The sequence below is a fragment of the Microtetraspora niveoalba genome (genome assembly GCF_001570405.1).
Taxonomy (GTDB): Bacteria; Actinomycetota; Actinomycetes; order Streptosporangiales; family Streptosporangiaceae; genus Microtetraspora; species Microtetraspora niveoalba.
On record NZ_BBYM01000014.1, the window covers coordinates 129,486 to 152,503 of the forward strand.

The 23,018-nt window shown below is 71.4% G+C and carries 23 protein-coding genes and 1 pseudogene; 5 read left to right on the plus strand and 19 right to left on the minus strand.

The window, feature by feature from the left end; genetic code table 11:
- Window positions 1-5: 5 nt before the first annotated feature.
- From AWQ70_RS14680 to AWQ70_RS14740, 13 genes are all read right to left on the minus strand, one after another.
- Window positions 6-836 (minus strand): MOSC domain-containing protein, encoded by an 831-nt coding sequence (locus AWQ70_RS14680; RefSeq protein ID WP_067175939.1) that lies wholly within the window; start codon window positions 834-836, stop codon window positions 6-8.
- A gap of 247 nt (window positions 837-1,083) precedes the next feature.
- Window positions 1,084-1,413, minus strand: a complete 330-nt coding sequence (locus tag AWQ70_RS14685) for a YbaB/EbfC family nucleoid-associated protein (protein WP_067175786.1) — start codon at window positions 1,411-1,413, stop codon at window positions 1,084-1,086.
- Window positions 1,414-1,505: 92 nt separating this feature from the next.
- Entirely contained in the window at window positions 1,506-2,441 is a 936-nt protein-coding gene (locus AWQ70_RS14690) for a WXG100-like domain-containing protein (RefSeq protein ID WP_067175789.1), read from the minus strand.
- Window positions 2,438-2,824: a hypothetical protein gene (locus tag AWQ70_RS14695; RefSeq protein WP_067175792.1), complete on the minus strand. Its 387-nt coding sequence runs from the start codon at window positions 2,822-2,824 to the stop codon at window positions 2,438-2,440. The genes AWQ70_RS14690 and AWQ70_RS14695 overlap by 4 nt, the downstream gene beginning before the upstream one ends.
- A gap of 136 nt (window positions 2,825-2,960) precedes the next feature.
- On the minus strand, window positions 2,961-3,758 hold the full coding sequence (locus tag AWQ70_RS14700; protein ID WP_067175795.1) for an SGNH/GDSL hydrolase family protein: 798 nt from the start codon (window positions 3,756-3,758) through the stop codon (window positions 2,961-2,963).
- Between the two features lie 128 nt (window positions 3,759-3,886).
- Window positions 3,887-4,321, minus strand: coding sequence for a type II 3-dehydroquinate dehydratase (gene aroQ / locus AWQ70_RS14705; protein ID WP_067175798.1), 435 nt, complete (start codon window positions 4,319-4,321; stop codon window positions 3,887-3,889).
- 73 nt (window positions 4,322-4,394) lie between these two features.
- Entirely contained in the window at window positions 4,395-5,471 is a 1,077-nt protein-coding gene (gene aroB, locus AWQ70_RS14710) for a 3-dehydroquinate synthase (RefSeq protein ID WP_067175802.1), read from the minus strand.
- 130 nt (window positions 5,472-5,601) lie between these two features.
- The gene (locus tag AWQ70_RS14715) at window positions 5,602-6,120 is read right to left on the minus strand and encodes a shikimate kinase (RefSeq protein ID WP_067175943.1); all 519 of its coding nucleotides are present in this window, start codon (window positions 6,118-6,120) and stop codon (window positions 5,602-5,604) included.
- A gap of 85 nt (window positions 6,121-6,205) precedes the next feature.
- Window positions 6,206-7,384 carry a chorismate synthase gene (gene aroC / locus AWQ70_RS14720; RefSeq protein WP_067175805.1) on the minus strand — a complete coding sequence of 393 codons (1,179 nt, stop codon included), beginning with the start codon at window positions 7,382-7,384 and terminating at the stop codon, window positions 6,206-6,208.
- A gap of 216 nt (window positions 7,385-7,600) precedes the next feature.
- Window positions 7,601-8,395, minus strand: coding sequence for a prepilin peptidase (locus tag AWQ70_RS14725; RefSeq protein ID WP_067175808.1), 795 nt, complete (start codon window positions 8,393-8,395; stop codon window positions 7,601-7,603).
- Window positions 8,396-8,615: 220 nt separating this feature from the next.
- Window positions 8,616-9,179: an SseB family protein gene (locus AWQ70_RS14730; RefSeq protein ID WP_067175812.1), complete on the minus strand. Its 564-nt coding sequence runs from the start codon at window positions 9,177-9,179 to the stop codon at window positions 8,616-8,618.
- A gap of 167 nt (window positions 9,180-9,346) precedes the next feature.
- On the minus strand, window positions 9,347-10,453 hold the full coding sequence (gene bar / locus AWQ70_RS14735) for a barbiturase (protein ID WP_067175946.1): 1,107 nt from the start codon (window positions 10,451-10,453) through the stop codon (window positions 9,347-9,349).
- Between the two features lie 269 nt (window positions 10,454-10,722).
- Window positions 10,723-11,733: a carbamate kinase gene (locus tag AWQ70_RS14740; RefSeq protein WP_281196935.1), complete on the minus strand. Its 1,011-nt coding sequence runs from the start codon at window positions 11,731-11,733 to the stop codon at window positions 10,723-10,725.
- 431 nt (window positions 11,734-12,164) lie between these two features.
- On the opposite strand from AWQ70_RS14740, the gene AWQ70_RS14745 reads away from it, so the two are divergent.
- Window positions 12,165-13,589, plus strand: a complete 1,425-nt coding sequence (locus tag AWQ70_RS14745; protein WP_084517062.1) for a S28 family serine protease — start codon at window positions 12,165-12,167, stop codon at window positions 13,587-13,589.
- 130 nt (window positions 13,590-13,719) lie between these two features.
- Here the strand turns inward: AWQ70_RS14745 and ahpD are convergent, their stop codons facing one another.
- Both ahpD and AWQ70_RS14755 read right to left on the minus strand, forming a co-directional pair.
- Entirely contained in the window at window positions 13,720-14,256 is a 537-nt protein-coding gene (gene ahpD / locus AWQ70_RS14750) for an alkylhydroperoxidase, AhpD family (protein ID WP_067175815.1), read from the minus strand.
- A complete protein-coding gene (locus tag AWQ70_RS14755) occupies window positions 14,256-14,810 on the minus strand; it encodes a peroxiredoxin (protein WP_067175818.1) in 555 nt (184 codons plus the stop codon). The genes ahpD and AWQ70_RS14755 overlap by 1 nt, the downstream gene beginning before the upstream one ends.
- 113 nt (window positions 14,811-14,923) lie before the next feature.
- On the opposite strand from AWQ70_RS14755, the gene AWQ70_RS14760 reads away from it, so the two are divergent.
- Window positions 14,924-15,841 (plus strand): LysR substrate-binding domain-containing protein, encoded by a 918-nt coding sequence (locus AWQ70_RS14760; protein ID WP_245646962.1) that lies wholly within the window; start codon window positions 14,924-14,926, stop codon window positions 15,839-15,841.
- A 135-nt stretch (window positions 15,842-15,976) separates the two neighbouring features.
- Here the strand turns inward: AWQ70_RS14760 and AWQ70_RS14765 are convergent, their stop codons facing one another.
- Window positions 15,977-17,137 carry a pyridoxal phosphate-dependent aminotransferase gene (locus tag AWQ70_RS14765; RefSeq protein ID WP_084517066.1) on the minus strand — a complete coding sequence of 387 codons (1,161 nt, stop codon included), beginning with the start codon at window positions 17,135-17,137 and terminating at the stop codon, window positions 15,977-15,979.
- A 105-nt stretch (window positions 17,138-17,242) separates the two neighbouring features.
- Here AWQ70_RS14765 and AWQ70_RS14770 point away from each other — a divergent pair, with 105 nt between their 5' ends.
- Window positions 17,243-18,058: a carbon-nitrogen hydrolase family protein gene (locus tag AWQ70_RS14770; protein WP_067175823.1), complete on the plus strand. Its 816-nt coding sequence runs from the start codon at window positions 17,243-17,245 to the stop codon at window positions 18,056-18,058.
- 24 nt (window positions 18,059-18,082) lie between these two features.
- Here the strand turns inward: AWQ70_RS14770 and AWQ70_RS14775 are convergent.
- A pseudogene (locus AWQ70_RS14775) lies at window positions 18,083-19,000 on the minus strand (RNA-guided endonuclease InsQ/TnpB family protein); the annotation flags it as partial.
- Between the two features lie 222 nt (window positions 19,001-19,222).
- Between AWQ70_RS14775 and AWQ70_RS14780 the strand changes: the two are divergent.
- Window positions 19,223-19,681 (plus strand): hypothetical protein, encoded by a 459-nt coding sequence (locus AWQ70_RS14780; RefSeq protein WP_245646963.1) that lies wholly within the window; start codon window positions 19,223-19,225, stop codon window positions 19,679-19,681.
- Between the two features lie 121 nt (window positions 19,682-19,802).
- On the plus strand, window positions 19,803-20,243 hold the full coding sequence (locus tag AWQ70_RS14785) for a hypothetical protein (RefSeq protein WP_067175828.1): 441 nt from the start codon (window positions 19,803-19,805) through the stop codon (window positions 20,241-20,243).
- A gap of 90 nt (window positions 20,244-20,333) precedes the next feature.
- Here AWQ70_RS14785 and AWQ70_RS14790 read toward each other — a convergent pair whose 3' ends face one another.
- Window positions 20,334-21,821, minus strand: coding sequence for a carboxyl transferase domain-containing protein (locus AWQ70_RS14790; RefSeq protein WP_067175831.1), 1,488 nt, complete (start codon window positions 21,819-21,821; stop codon window positions 20,334-20,336).
- Window positions 21,818-23,014, minus strand: a complete 1,197-nt coding sequence (locus tag AWQ70_RS14795) for a CaiB/BaiF CoA transferase family protein (RefSeq protein ID WP_067175833.1) — start codon at window positions 23,012-23,014, stop codon at window positions 21,818-21,820. Before AWQ70_RS14795 ends, AWQ70_RS14790 begins: the two co-directional genes overlap by 4 nt.
- Window positions 23,015-23,018: the final 4 nt, after the last annotated feature.

Sequence of the window (23,018 nt, forward strand, 5' to 3'; positions counted from 1 at the left end):
GGGGGTCAGGAGGTCCGGGACAGAACGGTGACCGGGTCTCCGACGCCGATCTCGCCCGGCGCGCGGGGGACCAGCCGGATGCCGAACCAGGTCTTGCCGTCCCACCTGCGGTGCCTGGCCAGGGTGCGGATCGGCTCCTTCCCCTTCACCCAGGTGTCCGGGTCGATGGTGGTGACCGCGCAGCGGTCGCAGATCTCCGACACCCGGAAGGCGACGTCGCCGATGCGCACTTCGGCCCAGCCGTCCTCCTCGTACGGCTCGGCGCCCTCGACGACCACGCTGGGCCGGAAGCGTGCCATGTCCAGGGCGCCGGGGGTCTCCTCACCGCGTTCCTCCGCCCCGGCGGCGATCCACTCGTCGAGCCGCCGGAGTGACGCCGCCGACGTCAGCAGCAGGGGCGCGTCCCAGGCGAAGCTGACCACCTCTCCCGGCAGTCCTCCGTGCGCCGGGTCGATGGAGCGGCGCCGGGGGTCGTCCAGCCAGACGAGGCGGGCGGGCAGTCCGAGCAGCTCGGTGAACCAGGCGTGCGCCGTCTCGTGGGCCGCGACCGCGCGATCCAGGCCTGTGAAACCCACAGGGACGCCGGGCCCGGACGCGGGCGGCACCACGAGGTCCGGCAGCCCCGGGGCGGCCAGGGAGAGCCCGCCGTCCGGCAGGTTCCGAGCCGTCACGGAGAGCATGCGCGGGAACTCGCCCAGCCAGAGGTTCTCGCCGTCGTCTCCGATGACAGCCCAGCGACGGTCCCCGGCAAGCCCCCAGGGCTCGATGGTGGCGCGCTCCACCGGCATACCTGAAGCCGACTTAAGGGGATAAATGTGGATATCGCGGAGGCGCATGAGCAAACGATAGAGCGCTCTCTCGGCGATCTCCACCGCCTAGATCTCCACCACGTAGATCTCCACCGCGCATCCGCTGTCTCGGTCCGCCACGCGATGCCACCCGGCGTCGCGGCGCGACCGAACCCGGCGGAGCGGCGCGAAGCCCCTGGTCCGGTCCCGGACACGTGCCCCGTGCCCCCGCGCGCCGGCCCGCTGGTCCTGCCCACGAACAGCTCAGCCACGAACCGTTCAGCCGGCGGGGGTCTCAGGTCTCGGAAAGCTCGAAGGGGGCGAGCAGAGAAGCCATCAGCTCGTCGGCCGTCTCGGTCGCGGCCGTCGTCGCCCGTCCGACCGCCTCCATGATGGCCTCGGCGAGCGCGGCGGAGCCGAGGCGCATGGCCCTCGGATCGATGTACAGGTCGGCCAGGGCCCCGGTCGCGCCGACCTCCACCCGCACGTGGCCGTCCGCCGCCTCGCCCCGTCCCCGCAACTCGGCCAGCCGCTGTCCGACCTCCTCCGCCCGGCTCATGTGCTCCTGAAGACCGGCGAGGACACGGTCGGCGTCCGGATCACCGGTCGGCGAGAACGGCATCATGCGCTGTCTCCTGTCTTCTCGTTCTCCTGCCCCGATGCCGTTGTCCTTGAGCGCCCGTCACCGGGCGCCCCGCTCCGCACTGCCCCTCCCGATCACGGGCCCGCGCTCTTGGGGGGCTGAACCGGCTTCGCCGTCCGCGCGCCGTGAGCGATGATCTTGGCGATCCACTGCTCCAGGGTCGGAGCGGCCGGCTCGCCCTGCAGGGCGTTGTCGATCACCGTGTACATGGCGGATCCGGTGAGCCGGGACAGCAGGTTGGCGGTGGGACCGACGGGCACACCGGCGACCTTGGTCAGGTCGTAGACGCCGTTGAAGGCCATGTTCGCCCCGAAACCCCGCCCGAACTGCACCGCGTTCTCGCCCAGGGAGGTGACCTCGTTGCCGTTGAAGTCCTTCTTCACACCGGCGATCTCGAAGATGCTCCACTGGATGATCTGCTGGCCGCCCGCGTACCCGAGGCTGTCGCCCAGGTAATAGAACGAGTTGTAGATGATCTTCTCGACGCTCAGCTTGAAGAGCTTCTTCTGCAGGATCGCCCGTCCCCTGAACGCCTTCTCGATGATCTGCTTCTGCACGAGGGAGCCGACTCCCGCGGTGCCCCACCCCCAGGCCACGGTGAAGAGGATGTTCACCAGCATCTGGACCGCGAGAACGATGAGCACATAGCGGGTGATCTCCACCGCCTTCGCGTACTCCCGGCACGCCTTGGCCACCGCCCGGCAGTAGGTGGCGATGTCACCGGGATAGGCGGCGAACCTGCCGGTCCACATGTTCCTGAACGCGTCCACCGCCGGGCCCGAGTTGTTCGCGAGCACCCCCGCCACCGCGTCGTTCGCGTCGCCGCGGGTCCGCTCGATCGCGGCGGCGAGCCCCTCCCAGATCTCGGCGGCCTCACGCAGCCTGCCGGGATCCCCCTCCGGCCACTCGACGGCGAGCGTCGACGTGACGAACGCGGCGCTGCCCACCGAGCCGATGCCCATCGCGGTCCCGAACGGATGGGCCTTGACGAAGCCCAGGGCGCGGCTCATCTCAGCTCCGCCTCCGTGACGGGGACCGCGACCTCCGGCCCCTTGATCTCGGTGACGAGGGCGGCGACGGACGCCCAGTCCGCCCCGCCGATGTTCAGCGCCATCGCGTCGAGATTGGCGCCGATGGCACGGTAGCCGTCCCTGACATGCGCGACGTGCTCTGCCGCCTCCTTGACGGCCGCCCGGTAGCCCTTGCCCTCCTCGGTCCCCGCGAACGTACGGCCGGCGTCGTCGCCGCCCCAGAAGTTCCCCAGGTCCCGAAGGCCGGCCATGGCGCGGGTGAGCGCCGTCTCCAGCGCGTCTCCCTGGTCGCGGAACTCTCCCGCCTGCCTGTTCAGGCTTGTGTGGCTGATGCTCGTCTCATCGGAACCCGGGTGGGGCAAGCCGACCTCCTTGCCGATGCACCGGGAAGGCCGACGCATCACGAAACGACGCAAGAGACGCTATTCGCCCCTTGTTACGCCGGAATTCCCCCAGCCGTCATTTCCCGGTTAACTGACTCCCGACACCCACAAATATTTACAAATCGCCGGAATCGACCGGCATCAAATCGGGGCGCTTGGCGGCGAGACCGTCACCTGACGACTTTCCGGTGAGCCGGCGACCGATCCACGGGACGAGGTGCTCCCGCACCCACAGCGCGTCCTCACGGCGCTTCGCCCGAGCGTCGACCTCCTCGCGCGGCGGCCACTCCGCGCGCCACGTGTCCTCGCCCGGCACGCCGAGCACGTCGAGGACCTTCGCCGCGACCATGCGGTGGCCGTGCTCGTTCATGTGCAACCGGTCCTCGCTCCACGCCCGCCAGTCGCGCAGCCCCTGCATCGACCACTGGTCGACGAGGCGGCAGCCGTACAGGTCGGCGATCGAGCGGATGTGCAGGTAGAACGTGGCGAACTTGCCCCGCGCCCGCCGCATGATCGGCGTGTCGCGCGGATCGACCCCGGTGAACAGCAGCACCTCCGCGCCGCTGCCGCGCAGATCGCGTACGGCCGCCGCCAGCTTCTTGGCCATCCGGTCCGGGTCGCTGCCCGGACGGAGCAGGTCGTTGCCTCCGGCGCAGAAACTGATGAGATCGGGCCTCATCCCGATGGCGAGGGGCACCTGATGCTCGACGATCTGGTCGAGGAGCTTCCCGCGGACCGCCAGGTTGGCGTATCGGAAGCCGGGCTGCAGCCGTCCGAGACGTTCGGCCACGCGGTCGGCCCAGCCGCGGTACCTCTCGGCCTCCCCGGGGCTCGCGCCCGCCGCGGCGACCGGGGGGTCGTTGAGCCCCTCGGTGAAGCTGTCCCCGACGGCCACGAACGACGTGTAGGCCACGCCAACCCCCTCTTGTCAGCCCTTCCTCGACCGGCGCCGGCGATTCGCGCCGCGGAACGGCACGAATCAACCGAGCTTTCGTCTAGTTTTCCCCATGCCGGTCGCTCGGGCGAAACGCGGGGTGCCCGTCAGTCCTGGAGCTCGGCGATCGCCCGCAGCGCGAGGACGTACGAGCTCATGCCGAACCCGGCGATCGTGCCCGTGGCGACGGCCGCCACGACCGAGGTGTGCCGGAACTCCTCGCGCGCGTTCGGGTTGGAGATGTGCACCTCCACGAGCGGCGCGGTCCGCTGGGCGATGGCGTCGCGCAGCGCGTACGAGTAGTGCGTGAACGCGGCGGGGTTGAGCACGACGGGGATCTTGCCGTCCGCCGCCTCGTGAATCCACCCGATGAGCTCCGCCTCGTCGTCGGTCTGCCGGACCTCGACGGACAGCCCCAGCTCGCGGCCGGTCTCGCGGCAGAGCGCGGCCAGGTCCTCCAGGGTCTGCGCGCCGTACACGTCCGGCTCGCGGCTTCCCAGGCGTCCCAGGTTGGGACCGTTCAGGACCAGCACGGGCCTCATCGGAGCACCGCCTTCACATGTGAGCCGGAGTCGGAGGAGCCGGGGCCGCATACCCCGGGAAAACGCACGACGTTCACCGGGCGACCTCGTGGTAGGCGGCCTCCAGCAGTTCCTCGGCCGGGTCCTCCAGCCGGGACGGCCGGGCGAGCCCGTCCAGCACCACGAACCGCAGCCGCGCTCCCCGGCTCTTCTTGTCGACCCGCATGTGGTCGCGCAGCGCGGGCCACGCCTCCCGCCGGTACGCGGTGGGAAGACCGACGGAGGTGAGGATGGACCGCGTCCGCTCGACGATGTCGCTGCCGATCCGGCCGTCCAGCCGGGACAGCTCCGCGGCGTAGACCAGGCCGATGGCGACGGCCTCGCCGTGCCGGATGTGGTAGTCCTCGACCCGCTCGATCGCGTGGGCGAGCGTGTGGCCGTAGTTGAGGATCTCTCTGAGCCCGCTCTCACGCAGGTCGGCCCCGACGACGTCGGCCTTGACCTGGACCTTCCGTTCGATCAGCTCACGCGTGTGGCCGCCCTCGGGGGTGCAGGCGCCGGCCGGGTCGTCCTCGATCAGCCGGAGGATCTCCGGGTCCGCGATGAAACCCCCCTTGATGATCTCGGCGAGACCCGCGACGTAGTCCTCCCGCGGCACGGTGACCAGCGTGGCGAGGTCGCACAGGACGCCCTTCGGCGGGTGGAAGGAGCCGACCAGGTTCTTGCCCTCGGGGGTGTTGATGCCGGTCTTGCCGCCGACGGCCGCGTCGACCATCGCGAGCAGCGTGGTGGGGACCTGCACGACCTGGATGCCGCGCAGCCAGGTGGCCGCCACGAAACCGGCGAGGTCGGTGGTCGCTCCCCCGCCGACGCCGACGACCGCGTCGGACCTCGTCACACCGTACCGGCCGAGCGACGACCACAGCTCGGCGGCGACATGGACCGACTTGGCCTGCTCGCCGTCGGGCACGGGCAGCGCGACGACCTCGTATCCGGCCGACTCCAGCACGCCGCAGACCGGGCGGGAGATCTCGGGCAGGCTCGCCGGGTGGATCACCGCGACGGTGCGCACCGCGGCGCTGAGCAGCCCGGGCAGCTCCCCGAGGATGCCGGTGCCGACGACCACGTCGTACGGGCTGTCCCCCCGGACGGTGATGCGCGTGGCGGTCACGACGCCACCTCACCGGAACGCGACGGCACGCGAGGGACGGCGAGCGGCGCCGTGTACGCCCGGGTGCGGCCCGCGCGATCGGCAGGGCGGACCCCGTGCGCGCGGTGGCCGCGGTGGGCCCGGTGGCCGCTCATCCCAGCTCCTTCGCGATCTCGGCGACGATGTCGGCGGGCTCGCGCTCGTCGGTGACCACGATCACCCTGGCCAGCCGCTCGTAGATCGGCCGGCGTTCCTCCATCAGCTTCCTGAGCCGGCTGCGCGGGTTCAGCACGAGCAGCGGGCGGGCGGAGGCGAGCCCGACCCGCTTGACCGCCTGGTCGAGCTTCACCTGCAGGTAGACGACCCGGTGCCCGGCGAGCGCCTCCTGGGTCGAAGCGTCGAGGATCGCACCGCCGCCCAGCGACAGGACACCCTCGTGCTCCTCAAGGGCGGTCCGTACGGCGACCGCCTCCAGCTCGCGGAACCGCTCCTCGCCGTCCTCGACGAACACGTCGCTCACCGACTTGCCCGCGACCGCCTCGACGTCGGCGTCCGTGTCGCGGAACCCGACGCCGAGGTGCTCGGCCAGCAAGGTGCCGATCGTGGTCTTGCCTGATCCCGGCGGTCCGATGAGGACCGCGGCGGGCCGCCGCTGTTCTGCCGATTGCATGGTCACGAACCTTATCGAGCCTTTCCGGCCCCCACCGGGCCGGGCGTACGCGGATGTCGTGGAGCTGTCCCGCCGTCCTTGGCGGCTACTTGATGATCAGGGAGGAGAGGTAGCCGGACAGGTTCCTGGCGACCTCCTCCACCGAGTCGCCGCCGAACTTCTCCAGGGCCGTGTCGGCGAGCACCAGGGCGACCATCGCCTCGGCCACGATGGCGGCCGCGGGCACCGCGCACACGTCCGACCGCTCGTGGTGCGCCTTGGCGGCCTCACCGGTCAGCACGTCGACCGTGGCGAGCGCCCGCGGCACGGTGGAGATCGGCTTCATCGCGGCGCTGACCCGCAACGGCTCGCCGTTGGTCATGCCGCCCTCGATGCCGCCGGCGCGGTTGGTGACCCTGCGCACGCCGTCCGGCGTGTTGACGATCTCGTCGTGAGCGCGGGACCCGGGACGGCGGGCCGTCTCGAACCCGTCTCCGACGGCGACGCCCTTGATCGCCTGGATGCCCATGAGCGCGCCCGCGAGGCGGGCGTCCACGCGCCGGTCCCACTGCCCGTAGCCGCCGATGCCCGGCGGAAGCCCGTACGCGACGACCTCGACGACGCCGCCCAGCGTGTCGCCGTCCTTGTGGGCCTTGTCGATCTCGGCGACCATGGCGGCGCTCGCGGCCGGGTCGAAGCAGCGCACCGGATCCTCGTCGACGGCGGCGAGGTCCTTGGGCTCGGGGATCACACCCTCGGGGGCGGCCGCGCCGCCGATGGAGACCACGTGGCTGACGATCTCGACGCCGAGCGCCTGCTTGAGGAAGTTGCGGGCGACCTGGCCGAGAGCGACCCGGGCCGCGGTCTCCCGCGCGCTCGCCCGGTCGAGCACGGGACGGGCGTCGTCGAAGCCGTACTTCTGCATCCCGGCGAGGTCGGCGTGGCCCGGCCGGGGTCGCGACCTGGGCGCGTTGCGCGCCTGGCCCTCGAGCACCGCCGGGTCCACCGGGTCGGCGGCCATCACGGTCTCCCACTTGGGCCACTCCGTGTTGCCGATCCTCACGGCGACGGGCGAGCCGAGCGTGCGGCCGTGCCGGACGCCGCCGACCACGGTCACGACGTCCTGCTCGAACTTCATCCGCGCCCCACGGCCGTAACCGAGGCGGCGACGGCGCAGCGCATCGTCCAGGTCGGCCGTGGTCACCTCCACCCCGGCGGGCAGTCCTTCGAGGATCGCGACGAGTTCGGGGCCATGGGACTCCCCGGCGGTCAACCAGCGCAGCATGATGACAAGTCTTCCATGTGTCCCACACTGCGACGTCCCTCCCGCTCACCAGGCGAGACGGCGATCTCGTCCGAACCCTCTGTTCAGGGGAGCCGAGCCACCCGCTGAGGGCATTCCGAGCTCCTGTCCAAGGGGTCCGGCCCCCGGGTTCAGGGACACCGAGCCACCCGCCCAGGCGATTCCGAGCTCCTGTTCAACGGATCCGAGTCCCCGGGTTCAGGCGACGGGCAGCACCACCGCGAGCAGCGCGGCGCCGAGCATGAACGGGCCGAACGGGAACTCGCTCGTCCGGGTCGCCCTCCCCGTGACCAGCAGCCCGACGGCGTACAGGGCGCCGAGGACGTGTGCCCCGACGGCCGCGAGGATCACGGCGTCCACCCCGACGGCTCCGGTCACCATGCCGACCGGCACGGCCAGCTTCACGTCGCCCAGCCCCAGCGCCGCCGGGCGCACGAACCACAGCAGCGCGTACGCCGCCGCGAGGGCGAGCCCGCAGAGCAGCGCCGCGCCGAGGCGGCCGGTGGGCGCGAGCAGGACGGCCAGCACCGGAACGGACGGCAGGGTGATCGCGTCCGGTAGCCTCCGGGTCCGCCAGTCGATCACGCTGAGCGTCACCCCGGCGGCCGCCGCGTACAGCAGGGCCGCCGTCATCGCCACCAGGAAGACAGTCGTGCCGGCGCCCGTTCCCGCGCCCGCTCCGGCGGCCGGCGCCGTTCCGGGCTCCAGCACCGCTTCCAGCCCCGAGTCCGGCCACCGGTCCGGGGTCAGGCCGGCGGCCCGCCAGGTCACCAGCCCGAAGACGACCGCCGTCACGCCCTCGACGACGTACGGCCGACGCGGAAGGGGCGGGATCCGCGCCGCCCGGGCGAAGGCGTCCCGCGCCTCGCGCACCGGGGCCTCGGGACGCTCGCCGAACCCGTCGGCGAAGGCACGCGCGTACGCTCCGACGGCCGATCCGACCAACCCGGCCGCCCCGGCCAGGCAGGCGGCGGCGACAGCGGTGACGGGCACGCCGAGACCCTAACCCGCGTCGGCCGATCGCGCCGGACCACCGGAAGAACCCGTGTCGGCCGGATCGCGCCGGACCACCGGAAGAAGTGACACTCACATGCCGAGGAAGGCACCCCTCGCCTACTGCATCGGCGCGTGCGTCGAGGTGGCATTCACCATCCTGGGCAAGGCGCACGAACCGACCAGCGGAGCGGCACCCGGCCGGACGGGCGAAGCGCGGTCAGGTCCGCTTGCGCCGGAACCAGCGGCGCCGGGGCGCGGCTTCGCCGATCTTGGTGATCGTGATCCCGGGCACCGCGTCGGCGAGGCCGTCCAGGGCGGAGGGGTCGCGCTTGACGTCCTCGATCGCGGCGAGGGTCTGCAGCATCCCGCCTTCGATCACGAACGGGATCGGCCCTGCGACATCGATCACCACGGCCGCCGCGTTCTCCTGGCGCGCGGCCTGGCACACCTGCGGGCCGGTCGCCTGGATGGGCCGCGCGTCCGGGCGCCACGTCTTCAGCGCCTCGGTGCCCGTGAAGGCGAGAACGGCCTCACGCCCGTCCTTGCCGACGAGCTTGGGCAGCGCCATCTCGCTTTCCTTCTCCTGCTTCAGCCCGTGGTCGCCGATCTCGGACTCGGTGAGCAACGCCACGACGGGCACGAGCAGCCGGGCCCGGCTGATCGCGGGCAACACGTCGGCGGCGGAAGCCGTACCGGCCTGGAACGCGGAGAGGGCGGAGGCGACGGCGGCGTCGGCGCTGCCGTCGTCATCGGGCGCGAGCGGCTGCGGAATGGTCAGCACGAATGGCGAGCCTACCCGCCTCCGTGCCCCCTCCTCACACCGGTCGGAGGGGGCACGGACCGCACGTCGTCGGGCGGTCCGTGCCCCCGGCACATGTCAGGCCGTCCTGGGCGGACACCGCACGGCAGGGCCGGAACGGACGCGTGAGGACAGGGCCGGGTGTCGGCTCAGGAGAGGTCGGCGATCGCGATGACGGGACCGCCACCGGAAGGCCCCTGGTGCACGGCGGCGACCGACACGAAGATCGCCGGGTCTCCGGTCACCGACGCCGCGACACCGCCGACGGTGGCCTTGATCTGGCGGTGCCAGTGCACGTCGGAGTCGTCCAGCATGATGTTGCGGCGTCCGCGCACCCGCCCGGAGGGGTCGGCCTCGCACTTCATGAAGACGTTGACCAGCCGTCCGCCGAGGTCGCTCGGGTGCGGCCGGTCCGGCAGCTCGATGCCCGCGTCGCGGATCGCCTCCCAGATGCCGTCGGCGTCCAGCGCGTCCTTCATCACGGAGTGCCCGGCACGATAGCGGCCGCCGATGCCGCGCACGTTCCCGATGACGACGATCTGGGCCTGGTCGAGCTCGACACCCGACGAGCACGAGGCCACGGACGAGTAGAGCGACAGGTCCTTGTGGATCTGCTCGGCCGTCGGCATCTCGATCTCCCCGAGTGCGACGGCGATGCCGAGCGCGGTCGTGGAGTTCGAGATGTCCATCGACTTGAGCGTGTCCTCGGTGACGACCGTGTGGCCGCGCTCCTTGGCGTCCGTGATGGTCGCGAGCGTCAGCAGCGGCGTCTTGGTCTGCACGTAGTGCACGTCCGCCGGGTCGTCGATGCCCGCGATCTTCATCGCCTCGCGGACTCCCCTGGCGACCTTCTCCACCATGGCCGGGCGGCCGATGTCCTCGGGCAGGATCACCTCGCTCATCGCGACACCCACGCTGAGCCGCGGCTCGTCGGTCCGCACCGCGGTCGCGGGGTCGACGGTCGCGAAGATCGTGGCGTGCGGGCTGAGCACGCCGTCGGTGCCGCCGGACCAGACGAGGGGCACCTGCTTGACCTCATCCTCCGTCCTCGTCCCCTTGCTGACCAGGACCTCGCGGAAGGCGCGGTCGGCCAGGATGCGGGTGTAGTCGTTCACACCGCCGTTGCCCTCGGTCTTGCCGATCACGGCGAGCACGCGGTCGGCCTCGATCACTCCGTCGTCGATCAGTTTCGCGAGCCCGGAGGCGTCGGTCACGCTCTCGATGGTGACCTTGCGTACCTCGATCGGATCCGGCATCTCCTGCACCTTTCGTTGTCTGGCTCGGGTGTCACGCTCTTTGTTGTACGTGCTTGCGGTCGGCTCTTCTCGCGGGTCGGTCCCGCCTGTGGACAAGCTCCGGCTTGTGGACGGACTCGGCCGGCGACTCCGACTCCCCCGGCTCCGGCTCCGGCTTCGCCTCTGCGGGCGACCGGCTCTGTGCCGTAGCGGGCGGCGTGTCGTGACCGGCGGCCGGCGCGTCGGGCGGGCCTGCGCCGTGCCCGGCCCGCCATGGCGGCGTGAGCGGCTCACTTCTCGAGGATCGTTCCGATCACCCCCGCCGAGGCGGTCGGGCCCGTCGCCCCGGTCATCCCCCTCCCACCGGTCGGACCGGTCGCCCCGGCCCCGCCCGTCGCCTCACGGAGCGCCGTACCGATGTGTTCAAGCGAGGTGATCACGGCTCGGCGCCCGCCGTCCGCGACGAAGCGCAGCGCGGCCTCCACTTTGGGTCCCATGCTGCCGCTCGCGAAGTGCCCGGCGGCCTGAAGCAGCCGCAACTCGCCGAGACCGACTCTGCCGATGGGGCGCGCGGCGGGCGTGCCGAACCCGGCGACCGCCCCCGGAACGTCCGTCGCGATGACCAGCACGGTCGCCCGTACGGCTTTCGCCAGCGCCGCGGCGGCGAGGTCCTTGTCGATGACGGCCTCGACGCCCTCCAGCGTCCCGTCGGCGGTGCGGACGACCGGCACACCGCCTCCTCCGGCCGCGACGACGGTGTGGCCCGCCTCCATCAGCGTGATGGCCGGATCGGCGTCGAGGATCTCGATCGGCTCGGGCGAGGCGACGACCCTGCGCCAGCCGCGTTCGAAGCGTTTCCAGGTCTGCCCGAGCTTCTCGAGGCGGCGGGCGTCCTCCTCCGGGAAGTACTGCCCGATCGGCTTGACCGGATCGGCGAAGGCCCGGTCCGCGCGGTCGACCAGGGTCCGGGTGACCACGGTGGCCACCCGGGCGGGCCGGGGCGCGAGCGCGCGTTCCAGCGCGTTCATCATCAGAACGCCGATCGTGCCCTGCGTCTGGGCCACGCACCAGTCGAGCGGCACCGGCGGCACGACGTGCGCGGCGAGCTGGTTCTTCAGCAGGATGTTGCCGACCTGCGGCCCGTTCCCGTGGGTCAGCATCACGTCGTGTCCGGCCAGGATCAGCGCGGCGACGTGCGTCATGGCCTGTTCGACCGCCTGCCGCTGGTCCTCGGGAGACGCGCTCCCCTCGGGAGACGTCATGGCGTTTCCGCCCAGTGCGATCAGTACGCGTTCGCCCACATCGCGAAACTATCCAGCCGGCGACCGGGCTTCATTGGCGAGTTTCGCCCACCGCTGCCTCATCCTTCGGCAAGCCTTGCGCAGTCGGGCGAGCGTACGGCGCCGCCGTCGACCGCGGCGGCGGAAAGACGGTCCGGGGCCACCGTGTCCGGGCCGGGAAACCGGGCCGCCGCGGTCGGGTCGCCGAGATCGGGTCGCCCCACACGAGGCGGCGGGATGTCCTTCCGGCCGGGGAACGGGCCGCCAGAGGTCCGGCTGAGCCACGACGGCCCGCTCTCTCGGTCCACTCCGTCGATTCACGACATATCCGGCTAAATGCGGCGAAAGCCATCTCAGCCATAACTCCGGTATTAGGGAAACCGGGATTAGCCCTCATCAAAATGCGCTGATTACTCTCCTTCGACACATCGTGCCCCATAAGGAGACACACAGTGCGAACCCGAGTGCTCCCCGCCCTCATGTTGTCGGTGCTCGCGGCCGGATCGATCACCATGAGCGGCATCGCGCCCGCCGCGGCGGAGCCGGATCCCACGGCCTCCACGGCGGCGGCCGAGGACGAGCTCCTCACCAGGCTCAAGGCCATCCCCGGGCTGACCGTGGTCTCGGAGACCCGGCCGACCGGCTATCGGTTCTTCGTCCTGAGCTTCACCCAGCCGGTCGACCATCGCGACCCGGGCAAGGGAACCTTCCAGCAGCGGTTCACCCTGCTGCACCGCTCGGCCGACGCGCCGGTCGTGCTCGCCACGGGCGGGTACGGCCTCCCGGTCAACCCCGGCGCCTCTCAGACCGAGCCGACCCGGCTCCTGAGCGGCAACCAGGTCTCCGTGGAGCACCGGTTCTTCCGCACCTCCCGCCCGGATCCCGCGGACTGGAGCAAGCTCGACATCTGGCAGGAGGCCACCGACGAGCACCGGATCGTCGAGGCGCTGAAGACGATCTACTCCGGGAAGTGGATCCAGACCGGCGCGAGCAAGGGCGGCATGACCTCGGTCTACCACCGGCGCTTCTACCCCGACGACCTCGCGGGCGTGGTGGCCTATGTCGCGCCCAACGACAGGGTCAACCCCTCCGACAAGGCCTACGACGACTTCTTCGCGAACGTGGCCGACGCGGCCTGCCGTACCGCCCTGGACGACGTGCAGAGGGAGGCGCTGAAGCGGCGTGACCGGCTGGTGCCGAAGCTGGAGGAGTCCGCCGCGCGGAACGGGCTCACCTTCGCCCGGTCGCTCGGCACCGCCGACCGGTCGTTCGAGATGACGGTGCTCGACACGGTGTGGGCGTTCTGGCAGTACTCCAGGGCGTCCGACTGCGCCAAGGTGCCGGCCACCACCGCCACCGACGACGAGATCTACAAGTGGATCGACGACATCGCCGGCTTCTCGTTCTACACGGACCAGGGCATCGAGTACTACGTGCCGTACTACTACCAGGCGGCCAACCAGCTCGGCTGGCCCTCGCTGAAGTTCAAGCACCTGAAGGGCGTGGCCCGTTACCCCGACCTGTACCAGGCGTCGTCGGTGCTCCCCCCTGAGCTGCGCCCCGGGCACGACCCGAAGTGGATGCTCGACGTGGACCACTGGGTGCGCAAGGAGGCGAGCCGGATGATGTTCGTCTACGGCGAGAACGATCCGTGGAGCGCGGAGAAGTTCACGCCCAGCCGGAACGACTCCTACTCGTACGTCGCGCCCGGCGCCAACCACGGCGCGAACATCGCCCAGTTGAGCCCGGCCGAGCGCGAGGCGGCGACCGCGACGCTCAGGCGCTGGGCGGGAGTGTCCGAGACGGCCGCCGTCGGCCCGCGCGCTCTGGCGTCCATCCCCGATGACGACATGCTCCCCACCCGCACGGAGCGCTAGCTGCTCGGCCGCCGCGCTCTCCGGCGCATCGCGCGTCGGCGAGCCCCCAGTGCGGAAAGGCGAAGCGGCCGGGTGCTCTCACCGAGCTCCCGGCCGCTCCGTCCTCCGCCGCGTCAGCGGCTCGGCCGTCTCATCCCCCGACGGAGACGGCCTCGGCCTCGATCGTGGTCGCGACCGCGTTGACCACGGCCGCGATCCTCACGGCCTCCTGGACCTGCTCACGTGACAGGCCGGCGTTGCGTACGACCTTCTCGTGCGACTCCAGGCAGGTGCCGCAGCCGCCGATGGCGCTGACGGCGAGGCTCCACAGCTCGAAGTCGAGCTTGTCGACGCCCGGGTTGCCGATGACCGTCATCCGCAGCTTCGCGGGCATCGTGGCGTACGTCTCGTCACCGATCAGGTGCGTCGTCCGGTAGTAGACGTTGTTCATCGCCATGATGCTCGCGGCGGCCTTCGCCGCCGTGTACGCCTCAGCGGACAGGTAGTCCGCCGCCTCGGCCGCGACCTCGGCGATCACCTTCGGCGACTTGGTCGCCACGGCGGTGGCGAGCAGCGTCCCCCAGAGCTGCTGCTCGCTCAGAGACGACGTGGTGACCAGCGAGCCGAGGTTGAGCTTGAGGTCCTTGGCGTACGCGGGCAGCGCTTCCTTGAGGTTGTCGATGGACATCAGGCGCCGGCCAGCAGCTTCTTGGCGTCGAGGGTGTCCTCACCCTTGTTCCAGTTGCACGGGCACAGCTCGTCCGACTGGAGGGCGTCGAGGACCCGCAGGACCTCCTTGACGTTCCGGCCGACGGAACCGGCGGTGACCATCGTGAACTGGATCTCGTTGTTCGGGTCCACGATGAAGGTGGCCCGCTGGGCGACGCCGTCCTCGCCGAGCACGCCGAGGGCGCTGGACAGCTCGCGCTTGATGTCCGACAGCATCGGGAAGGGGAGGTCGCGCAGGTCGGGGTGGTCCTTCCGCCACGCGTGGTGGACGAACTCCGAGTCGACCGACACACCGAGGACCTGGGCGTCGCGGTCGGCGAACTCGCCGTTCAGACGGCCGAACTCGGCGATCTCGGTCGGACAGACGAAGGTGAAGTCCTTGGGCCAGAAGAAGACGACCCGCCACTTGCCTTCGTAGGACTTGTGGTGGATGGTCTCGAACGCGCTGTCGGCGTCCAGCGAGACGCAGGCGGTGAGCTCGTATTCGGGGAACTGGTCACCAACGGTGAGCATGTCAGGCACCTTCCTGAGGACGACGTTGTCGTGCCCAGACTGCCGCACGTACCATTGATTCGAGAAATCCGGCAATCGGACCAATCTGAGAGGTGATTCTTATCAGTGAGGCGGTGCCCACCATCGCTCAGCTGCGGGCCTTCCTCGCGGTGGCCAACCATCTGCACTTCCGGGAGGCGGCCGCGACCCTCAGGATGAGCCAGCCGGCGCTGTCGAGCGCGGTTTCCGCCCTGGAGGAGACCCTGGAGACCCGCCTGCTGGAGCGTACGACCCGTAGAGTCCTGCTGACACCGGCGGGCGAGCGGGTGAGCGTGCACGCCGCGCGGATCCTCGCCGGTCTCGACGAGCTGGTCAGCGACGTCGCCGAGACGCGGGAGCCGTACAGCGGCCCCGTCCATCTGGGGGTCATCCCGACCGTCGCACCCTACCTGCTGCCGCTGCTGCTCCCCATGTTCGCCAAGGACTTCCCGCGCCTGAAGCCGACCGTGCACGAGGCCAAGACGGACACGATCCTGGAGGAGGTCCGCGAGGGCCGCCTCGACATGGTGCTGCTCGCCCTGCCGACCGAGACGAACGGCCTGGTCGAGGAACCGCTGTACGACGAGGACTTCCTGCTCGCCCTGCCGTACGACCATCCGCTCGCCGCCGACACCGGACCGCTGGGCCGTGATGTGCTCAAGGGGCTCGACATCGTGCTGCTCAACCAGGGCCACTGCCTGCGTGAGCAGGCCATCGACGTCTGCCGCGAGGTCGGCACGAAGGCCACGATGACGACCTATGCGACGGGCCTGCCGACGCTGGTCCAGCTCGTGGCGGGCGGCCTCGGCGTGACACTGCTCCCCGAGCTCGCCGTGCCGGTCGAGACCGGCAAACGGGTCCGCATCGCGCTGCGCCGGTTCGCCCGCCCTCCGGGCCGCCGCATCGGCCTTGCCTATCGGGCCACGTCTCCGCGCGCCGGCGAGTACGCCCGGCTCTCCGACGCGGTGCGGTCCGCGATCCGGGCCAAGCGCCTCCCCGTCCGCCTCGTCTGACATCCGGACACCGAGGATCAAGCAGAGACGACCGACGCTATGACTGCGTCTGGCGGACAACGGACATGTCAGGTCATCGCCACCCGCCGAGAGCAGACGAAGGCAGACCGGTGGAGCGGTGGAGGTTGTCGACGGTCAGAGGCGCTTGAGGCGGTCCACGGCCTCGTCGATGACCTCGTCGCGCTTGCAGAAGGCGAACCGCACATACCGCGCGCCGTACTCCGCGTGGTCGTAGAAGACCTGCGTGGGGATGGCGACCACGCCGGCGCGCTCCGGGAGCCGCCGCGCGAAGGCGAGGCCGTCGTCGAACCCCAGCGGCCGGATGTCGGCCTGGATGAAGTACGTCCCGGCGGGCCGGAGCACGTCGAAGCCGGCCGCGGCCAGTCCGTCCGCCAGCCGGTCGCGCTTGGCCGAGAGGGACGCCCGCTGGGCGGCCACCCATTCCATCTCGTGCCGCAGGCCGTACGCGACGGCGAGCTGCCAGGGGGCGCCGGCCGTGAACGTCATGAACTGCTTGACCGCCTGAACGGCGGCGACCACGGCGTGCGGCGCGCAGACCCAGCCGACCTTCCAGCCGGTCACGGAGAAGGTCTTGCCCGCCGACGAGATGGTGACGGTGCGGTCGCGCATCCCGGGGAAGGTCGCGAGCGGGACGTGCTCGACCCCGTCGAAGGTGAGGTGCTCGTACACCTCGTCGGTGACGGCGATCAGGTCGTGCTCCTCGCACAGGGCCGCGATCGACGCGAGCTCCTCGCGGGTGAACACGGTGCCGGTGGGGTTGTGCGGCGAGTTGACGAGGATCGCCCGGGTGCGGGGCCCGACGGCGGCGGCCAGCTCGGCGGGGTCGAACGTGAACCTCCCGGCCGCCACGCGCAGCGGCACGGGGACGCGGACGGCTCCGGCCAGGGCGATCGCCGCCGCGTAGGAGTCGTAGTAGGGCTCGAAGACGATCACCTCGTCACCCGGCTCGCACAGCGCGAGCACCGCCGCCGCGATGGCCTCGGTGGCGCCCACCGTGACGAGCACCTCGCCGTCCGGATCGTAGTCGAGGCCGTAGCAGGACTTCTGGTGCTCCGACACCGCGTGCCTGAGCTCGGGGACGCCCGGGCCCGGCGGGTACTGGTTGAGACCGCCGCGGATCGCCTCGACGGCGCGCTCCAGCATCGCCTCGGGGCCGTCGGTGTCCGGGAAGCCCTGCCCCAGATTGATCGAACCGGTCTCGACGGCCAGTCTCGTCATGGTCGCGAAGACGGTCGTGCCGAACTCGCGCATCCGTGCCACCAGAGGCTCTCTCACGCTCGCAATTTACCCGTTGGACGCTCCTTCCGGATCAGGGCTGTGGATGACGACCCGGCGCCCCGGCATGGTGGGGACCACCGCCCGGCGGGCAGACTGGGACGCGTGACTCGCGTAGCCCTGTGCCAGATCCCGATCTCCCCTGACCCGAAGGCGAACCTCGAAGCCGCCCGCGAGGCGCTGGCGGAGGCCCGGGACGCCGAGCTGGCCGTGTTTCCCGAATCGACGCTGACCCGTTTCGGCCGGGGGGTGGCCGAGGCGGCCGAGCCGCTGGACGGCCCGTTCGTGACCGGGCTGGCCGAGGCGGCGCGCGAGTTCGGGACCGCCGTCATCGCCGGGACCTTCGAGCCCGGGGACGGCCGCGTGCGCAACACCGCCGTCGCGATCTCCGAGGACGGCGAGCTGAGGGCCGCCTACCGGAAGATCCACCTCTTCGACTCGTTCGGCGCCCGCGAGTCCGACCTCGTCCTGGCGGGTGACGTCCCCGTGGTCGTCGAGCTGGCCGGGCTCCGCGTCGGTCTGATCACCTGTTACGACGTGCGTTTCCCCGAGCTGGCCAGGGCGCTGGTCGACGCGGGGGCGGACACGTTCGCGGTCATCGCCGCGTGGGGGGCCGGGCCCATGAAGGAGGAGCACTGGGCGACCCTCGTCCGGGCCCGCGCGATCGAGAACACCACATGGACGGTCGCGGTCGGCCAGGCGCCCAACCCCGCAGCCTCGGACGGCTTCGGCGTCGGCCGGAGCATGCTGGTCGACCCCCTCGGGGTCGTACGGCACGACCTCGGCCCCGGGCGTGCCGTGCTGACGGGGGAGATCGACCTGGCGCTCGCCGCGCAGGTGCGCGGGGCGGTTCCCGCGCTGTCGCACCGGAGGCCGGACATTTTCTCCCGCCCCGCCGGGGAGACGGCGGCCGGATCGTAAACTGTCGGTCTTGACATCCTCCCCCTAAAGGAGGGGGATTCCCACGGTCGCCCGTAGGCCTTCCTGCTTCACCGCCGGTTGCCCGCTCGGAGGTCTCCGTTGAGGTCTTACACCAGCTCCACAGGCGTTTTACCTCTCCGCCAGCCCGGCGGCGAGGATGTTCTTCGCGGCGTTCACATCGCGGTCATGGGACGCGCCGCAGGCACACTCCCAGGTGCGGACGTTCAGTGGCATCGTGTCCTGCAAGGCGCCACACGCCGAGCACAGCTTGGACGAGGGAAACCAACGGTCCACGACCACGAGTTCCCGCCCGTACCAGGCCGCCTTGTACTCCAACGCCGACCGCAGTTCCCGCCACGACGCGTCAGAGATAGCGCGTGCCAGCGTGTGGTTTCTCACCATGGTGCGGACGGTCAGGTCCTCGATCACGACCGTTTGGTTCTCACGGACGAGACGAGTCGACAGCTTGTGCAGGAAGTCACGGCGGCGGTCGGCGATTCGGGCGTACACGCGGGCGACCTTCAGACGGGCCTTGGCCCGGTTCGCGCTGCCCTTTGCCTTGCGTGCGAGTGCCCGCTGCGCCTTGGCCAGCTTCCGCCGGTCGGCCCGCTCATGCCGGGGGTTGGTCACCTTCTCCCCAGTGGAGAGCGTGACGAGCGCGGTAATCCCAGCGTCCACGCCCATCCGGTTGTCTGTCGGGTCGAGCGGGCGGATCATCTCCTCCACGAGGATGGATACGAACCACCGGCCTGCGCTGTCGCGGGAGACGGTCACCGTGGACGGCTCCGCTCCCTCGGGGAGGGGGCGCGACCACACGATGCGCAAGGGCTCGCTCATCTTCGCCAGGGTCAGGGTGCCGTCGCGCCAGCGGAACGCCGAGCGGGTGTACTCCGCCGACGCCCGCGACTTCTTCCGGGACTTGAAGGTGGGGTAATCGGCCTGCCCGGGGGTCGGATAGAAGCGGTACATGTATGCCCGCTTCACGATCTGCGCCATGCCTCACATATTAGTAATCGATCAGTTGAGATTCGTACGTATGTTCGCACGTTCGGCGTGTGTTCGTGCGGCGGTTCGCCTTGCGGCGAATCGCCTACCCCTGCCCTGCTCCGCATGGAGTCCGATTCCTCCCCCGCCTGAAGACGGGGGTTTCCTCGGAGGTTTCTGATGACCGAGCCGGGACCCAGGACGCCGATGCAGAAGGTGATCCCGCCGCGACTGCTCGTGCCGTACCTGTCGGGTAAGCGGACGATCGTCTCCGGGTACGTGTACCGGGTGCGGGACTGCGACCGGCTGACCACGCCGACGGCCCTGATCGGCGCCCTGGACCTGCGGTTCGAGGGGTCCGACCTGGTGCCCGGGGTGCCCGAGCTGTACATCATGCGCTGGCTGGCGCGCGACACCGACCGCTACGTGGTCCCGTACGGCCCGCACATGGGCGGCGACTGGAACGATGCACCGCCGTTCGCGGGGAACGGGTTCACCACGTCCGGGGACGGCGCCGTGCCGCAGTTCCACACGATGCCCATGCCGATCCCCGCCGGGGCCGAGATCATCCACCTGACGGGGAGCGGGGAACGTGTCTTCGCCCGCTACGACGGCCTGTCCTGGCGTCCGGCCGCGTGATCGCGCCGGTGATCCCCCTTGCCGGCCCGGCCGGGCGAGCCACCGCGCCGTCGCGCGGCGCCCCGGACCTCACCGGGAGACTCCCACAGGCATCCACCACGACTACGGAGCGGGGCGTGGCATGAGTGACATCGAGCCGGTCGGGCTGGGCTTCGTCGCCGGCCACCGCGGCCGGACGTACGCGGCGGCCGTCGGCCCGGACAGCGACGACGTGGTCCTGTTCAGCGAGTCGCCGGAGGACGGCTTCACGCAGGCCGCGGGGTACTGGCGGCGGCAGGTCCCGCGCGCCGAGCTGGAGTGGCTGACCCTGCTCCGCACGGTGGGCGTGTACGGTGGCGAGCCCTGCCTGGTCCTGGACGAGGACGACACCGGCGACATGGCCGGGCTGCACATCGCGTACACCGGGCACAGCGGCGTGAAGGCCGAGGCGCTGGGCTACTGGCTGGTGGACCACGGCGCCTACGAGGTCGTCGTGCCGCGCGACGAGGTCCGGTCCGTCCGGGTGGAGCGGATCCCCGTGCCGACGCGGCCCGGCGAGGATCGGGCGTCCGGCGAGCGATAGCCGGGCCGCCGGGCCGTGCCCGCCGTAGGCCGCCGGGGCGGGGTGCGGATCAGCGTTCCTCGGCGCGGTGGCAGGGGAGATCCGCGCCGGTCAGGTGCCCAGCGCCCGGTAGCGGGCGAGCCGCGCGGCGGTCCGGTCGGCGGGAGGCCGGGCGAGCAGGTCCGCGATCTCGTATTCGAGGGTCGCGGCCACCCGGCGGCAGAACGCCTCGGGCTCGTAGGCCGCGTCCGGCCGTTCGGCCACGATGCGGTCGACGACGCCGTCCCGCTTCAGGTCGGCCGCGCGTACGCCCTGGGCGGCGGCGATCTCGGGGGCGAAGTCCACCGTCCGGTAGAGGATCGCCGCCGCGCCCTCGGGGGGCAGCGGCGACAACCAGCCGTGCTGGGCGCAGATCACCCGGTCGGCGGGCAGCAGGGCCAGCGCGGCGCCGCCGGCGCCCTCGCCGAGCAGCAGGCAGACGGTCGGCGCGTCGAGCATGACGAGGTCGGCCAGGCAGCGGGCGATCTCGGCGGCGAGCCCGCCTTCCTCGGCGGCCTTGGACAGCGCCGCGCCCGCCGTGTCGATCACCGTGACCAGCGGGAGGCCCAGCTCGGAGGCGAGGCGCATGCCTCGGCGGGCGACCCGAAGCCCGGCGGGTCCGAGCGGCCCTCCGGCTCTCAGCCGCCGTCGGTCCTGCCCGAGCACGACGGCGGGGACCGCGCCGAACCGGGCGAGCGCCAGCAACATTCCGGGGTCGTTCTCGCCGACGCCGGTGCCGTTCAGCGGCGTGACGTCGGAGGCGGCCAGCTTGAGCAGGCTGCGCACGCCGGGGCGGTCGTCGCGGCGGGAACGGGTGATCGCCTCCCACGCCTCGGCCTCCTCGGCTCCCTCCTCGGGCTCGGGCGGACGGGCCAGGCCGGTCCTGGGCGCGCAGAGGACGGAGAGGGCCCGGATGGCGATCTCCCTCGCGTCCTCGGCGGACACGACCGCGTCCACCAGCCCGTGGGCGTACAGGTTCTCCGACACCTGCACGCCTTCGGGGAACGGATAGCCGTACAGGGACTCGAAGACGCGCGGGCCAAGGAAGCCGATCAGCGCGCCGGGCTCCGCCGCCGTCACGTGGCCGAGCGACCCCCACGACGCGAGCACGCCGCCCGTGGTGGGGTGGCGCAGGTAGACGACGTACGGCAGGCCGGCGGCGCGGTGGGCCGCGACCGCCGCGGTGATCTTGGCCATCTGGGCGAAGGCGAGGGCGCCCTCCTGCATCCGGGTGCCGCCGCTGGCGGGGGCGGCGAGCAGGGGCAGCTTCTCGGCGGTGGCGCGCTCGACCGCGCGGGTCAGCCGCTCGGCCGCGACCACCCCGATCGATCCCGCCAGGAACGAGAACTCGCAGACGGCGACGGCGACGCGCCTGCCGTCGAGTGTGCCCTCCCCCGTGATCACGGACTCGTCGTAGCCGGTCCGTTCCCTGGCCGCCCGCAGTTCCTCCGCGTACGGGGAACCGGGCTCGGCGGGGTCGGCGAGCGGCTCGTCCCACGATTTCCACGAGTCGGCGTCGAGCACCCGGCGGATCAGGGCCCGGGCGTCGGGCCTCGTCATCGCTCGCTCTCGGGGGCGCTCTCGCGCGCGCGGAGCCAGCCGAGCACGGCGTCGCCGTCCTGCCCGAGCAGGGGCGGCGCGATGTGGCGGCGGGCGTGCTCCTCCCCGGTTCCCGCGTCCTCGAAGCGCAGCGGCGGGCCGGGCAGCTCGATCGGGCCGAGTACGGGGTGGTCCACCTCGACGAGCAGGCCCTGCGACCTGACCTGGTCCCAGGCGTACACCTCGTCGATCGTGCGGATCGCGCCCGCCGGAACGCCCAGCTCGCCCAGCGCGGCGAGCCAGTGCGCCCGATCGTGCGCGGCGAGGGCCTTCTCCATGTCGGCGATCAGCTCGTCGCGGTGGGCGAACCGCTCCGGGTTGGCGGCGTACTTCGGGGTGTCCGGGTCGATGCCGAGCAGGACGGCGACCTTCCGCCACTGGCCCTCGTTCGCGACCGCGATCTGGATCATGCCGTCGGCGCAGTGGAAGGCGCCATAGGGCGCGATGGACGCGTGGTGGTTGCCGGCGGCCTTCGGCACCCGGCCGCCGACCGTCCAGGCCGTGCCGTGGTAGGCGTGCACGCCGACGACGGAGGCGAGCAGTGACGTCCGGACGACCTTGCCCCGTCCTGTCCGCTCGCGCTCATAGAGTGCCGCGACGACGCCGTACGCCCCGTGGATGCCGCCGAGCAGGTCCGCGATCGAGGCTCCGACCCGGTACGGCTCGTCCGGGGACGGCCCGGTGAGGGACATCAGCCCGGCCTCGCCCTGGGCGATCTGGTCGTATCCGGGGCGGCCGCCCTCGGGGCCGTCGTGCCCGAACCCGGTGATGGACAGGACGACCAGGCGGGGGTTGAGCTCGTGCAGCCGGCTGACCGGGAAGCCGAGCCGGTCGAGGACGCCGGTGCGGAAGTTCTCGATCAGGACGTCGCTCTGCCGTACGAGGCGTTCGATGAGGTCCTTGCCGCCGGGGGTCTTCATGTCGACGGCGATGGACTGCTTGTTGCGGTTGGCTGCCAGGAAATAGGTGGAAATATCGTGATCCGGACCGACGAAGGGCGGGCCCCAGCCGCGCGACTCGTCTCCGGAGGAGGGGTGCTCCACCTTGATCACATGGGCGCCCAGGTCGCCGAGCATCTGGCCGGCGTGCGGGCCGGCCAGCGCCCGGGAGAGGTCCAGAACGACGATGCCGTCCAGCGGTCCCGCCAAGATCATCCTC

What these genes read in the sequence shown, in the direction of transcription:
- AWQ70_RS14680 (WP_067175939.1), bottom strand. Translation starts at nt 836, where the DNA reads ATGCGCCTCCGCGATATCCACATTTATCCCCTTAAGTCGGCTTCAGGT.
- AWQ70_RS14685 (WP_067175786.1), bottom strand. Translation starts at nt 1,413, where the DNA reads ATGATGCCGTTCTCGCCGACCGGTGATCCGGACGCCGACCGTGTCCTC.
- AWQ70_RS14690 (WP_067175789.1), bottom strand. Translation starts at nt 2,441, where the DNA reads ATGAGCCGCGCCCTGGGCTTCGTCAAGGCCCATCCGTTCGGGACCGCG.
- aroQ (WP_067175798.1), bottom strand. Translation starts at nt 4,321, where the DNA reads ATGAGGCCCGTGCTGGTCCTGAACGGTCCCAACCTGGGACGCCTGGGA.
- AWQ70_RS14715 (WP_067175943.1), bottom strand. Translation starts at nt 6,120, where the DNA reads ATGCAATCGGCAGAACAGCGGCGGCCCGCCGCGGTCCTCATCGGACCG.
- aroC (WP_067175805.1), bottom strand. Translation starts at nt 7,384, where the DNA reads ATGCTGCGCTGGTTGACCGCCGGGGAGTCCCATGGCCCCGAACTCGTC.
- bar (WP_067175946.1), bottom strand. Translation starts at nt 10,453, where the DNA reads ATGCCGGATCCGATCGAGGTACGCAAGGTCACCATCGAGAGCGTGACC.
- ahpD (WP_067175815.1), bottom strand. Translation starts at nt 14,256, where the DNA reads ATGTCCATCGACAACCTCAAGGAAGCGCTGCCCGCGTACGCCAAGGAC.
- AWQ70_RS14755 (WP_067175818.1), bottom strand. Translation starts at nt 14,810, where the DNA reads ATGCTCACCGTTGGTGACCAGTTCCCCGAATACGAGCTCACCGCCTGC.
- AWQ70_RS14780 (WP_245646963.1), top strand. Translation starts at nt 19,223, where the DNA reads ATGACCGAGCCGGGACCCAGGACGCCGATGCAGAAGGTGATCCCGCCG.
- AWQ70_RS14785 (WP_067175828.1), top strand. Translation starts at nt 19,803, where the DNA reads ATGAGTGACATCGAGCCGGTCGGGCTGGGCTTCGTCGCCGGCCACCGC.
- AWQ70_RS14790 (WP_067175831.1), bottom strand. Translation starts at nt 21,821, where the DNA reads ATGACGAGGCCCGACGCCCGGGCCCTGATCCGCCGGGTGCTCGACGCC.
- AWQ70_RS14795 (WP_067175833.1), bottom strand. Translation starts at nt 23,014, where the DNA reads ATGATCTTGGCGGGACCGCTGGACGGCATCGTCGTTCTGGACCTCTCC.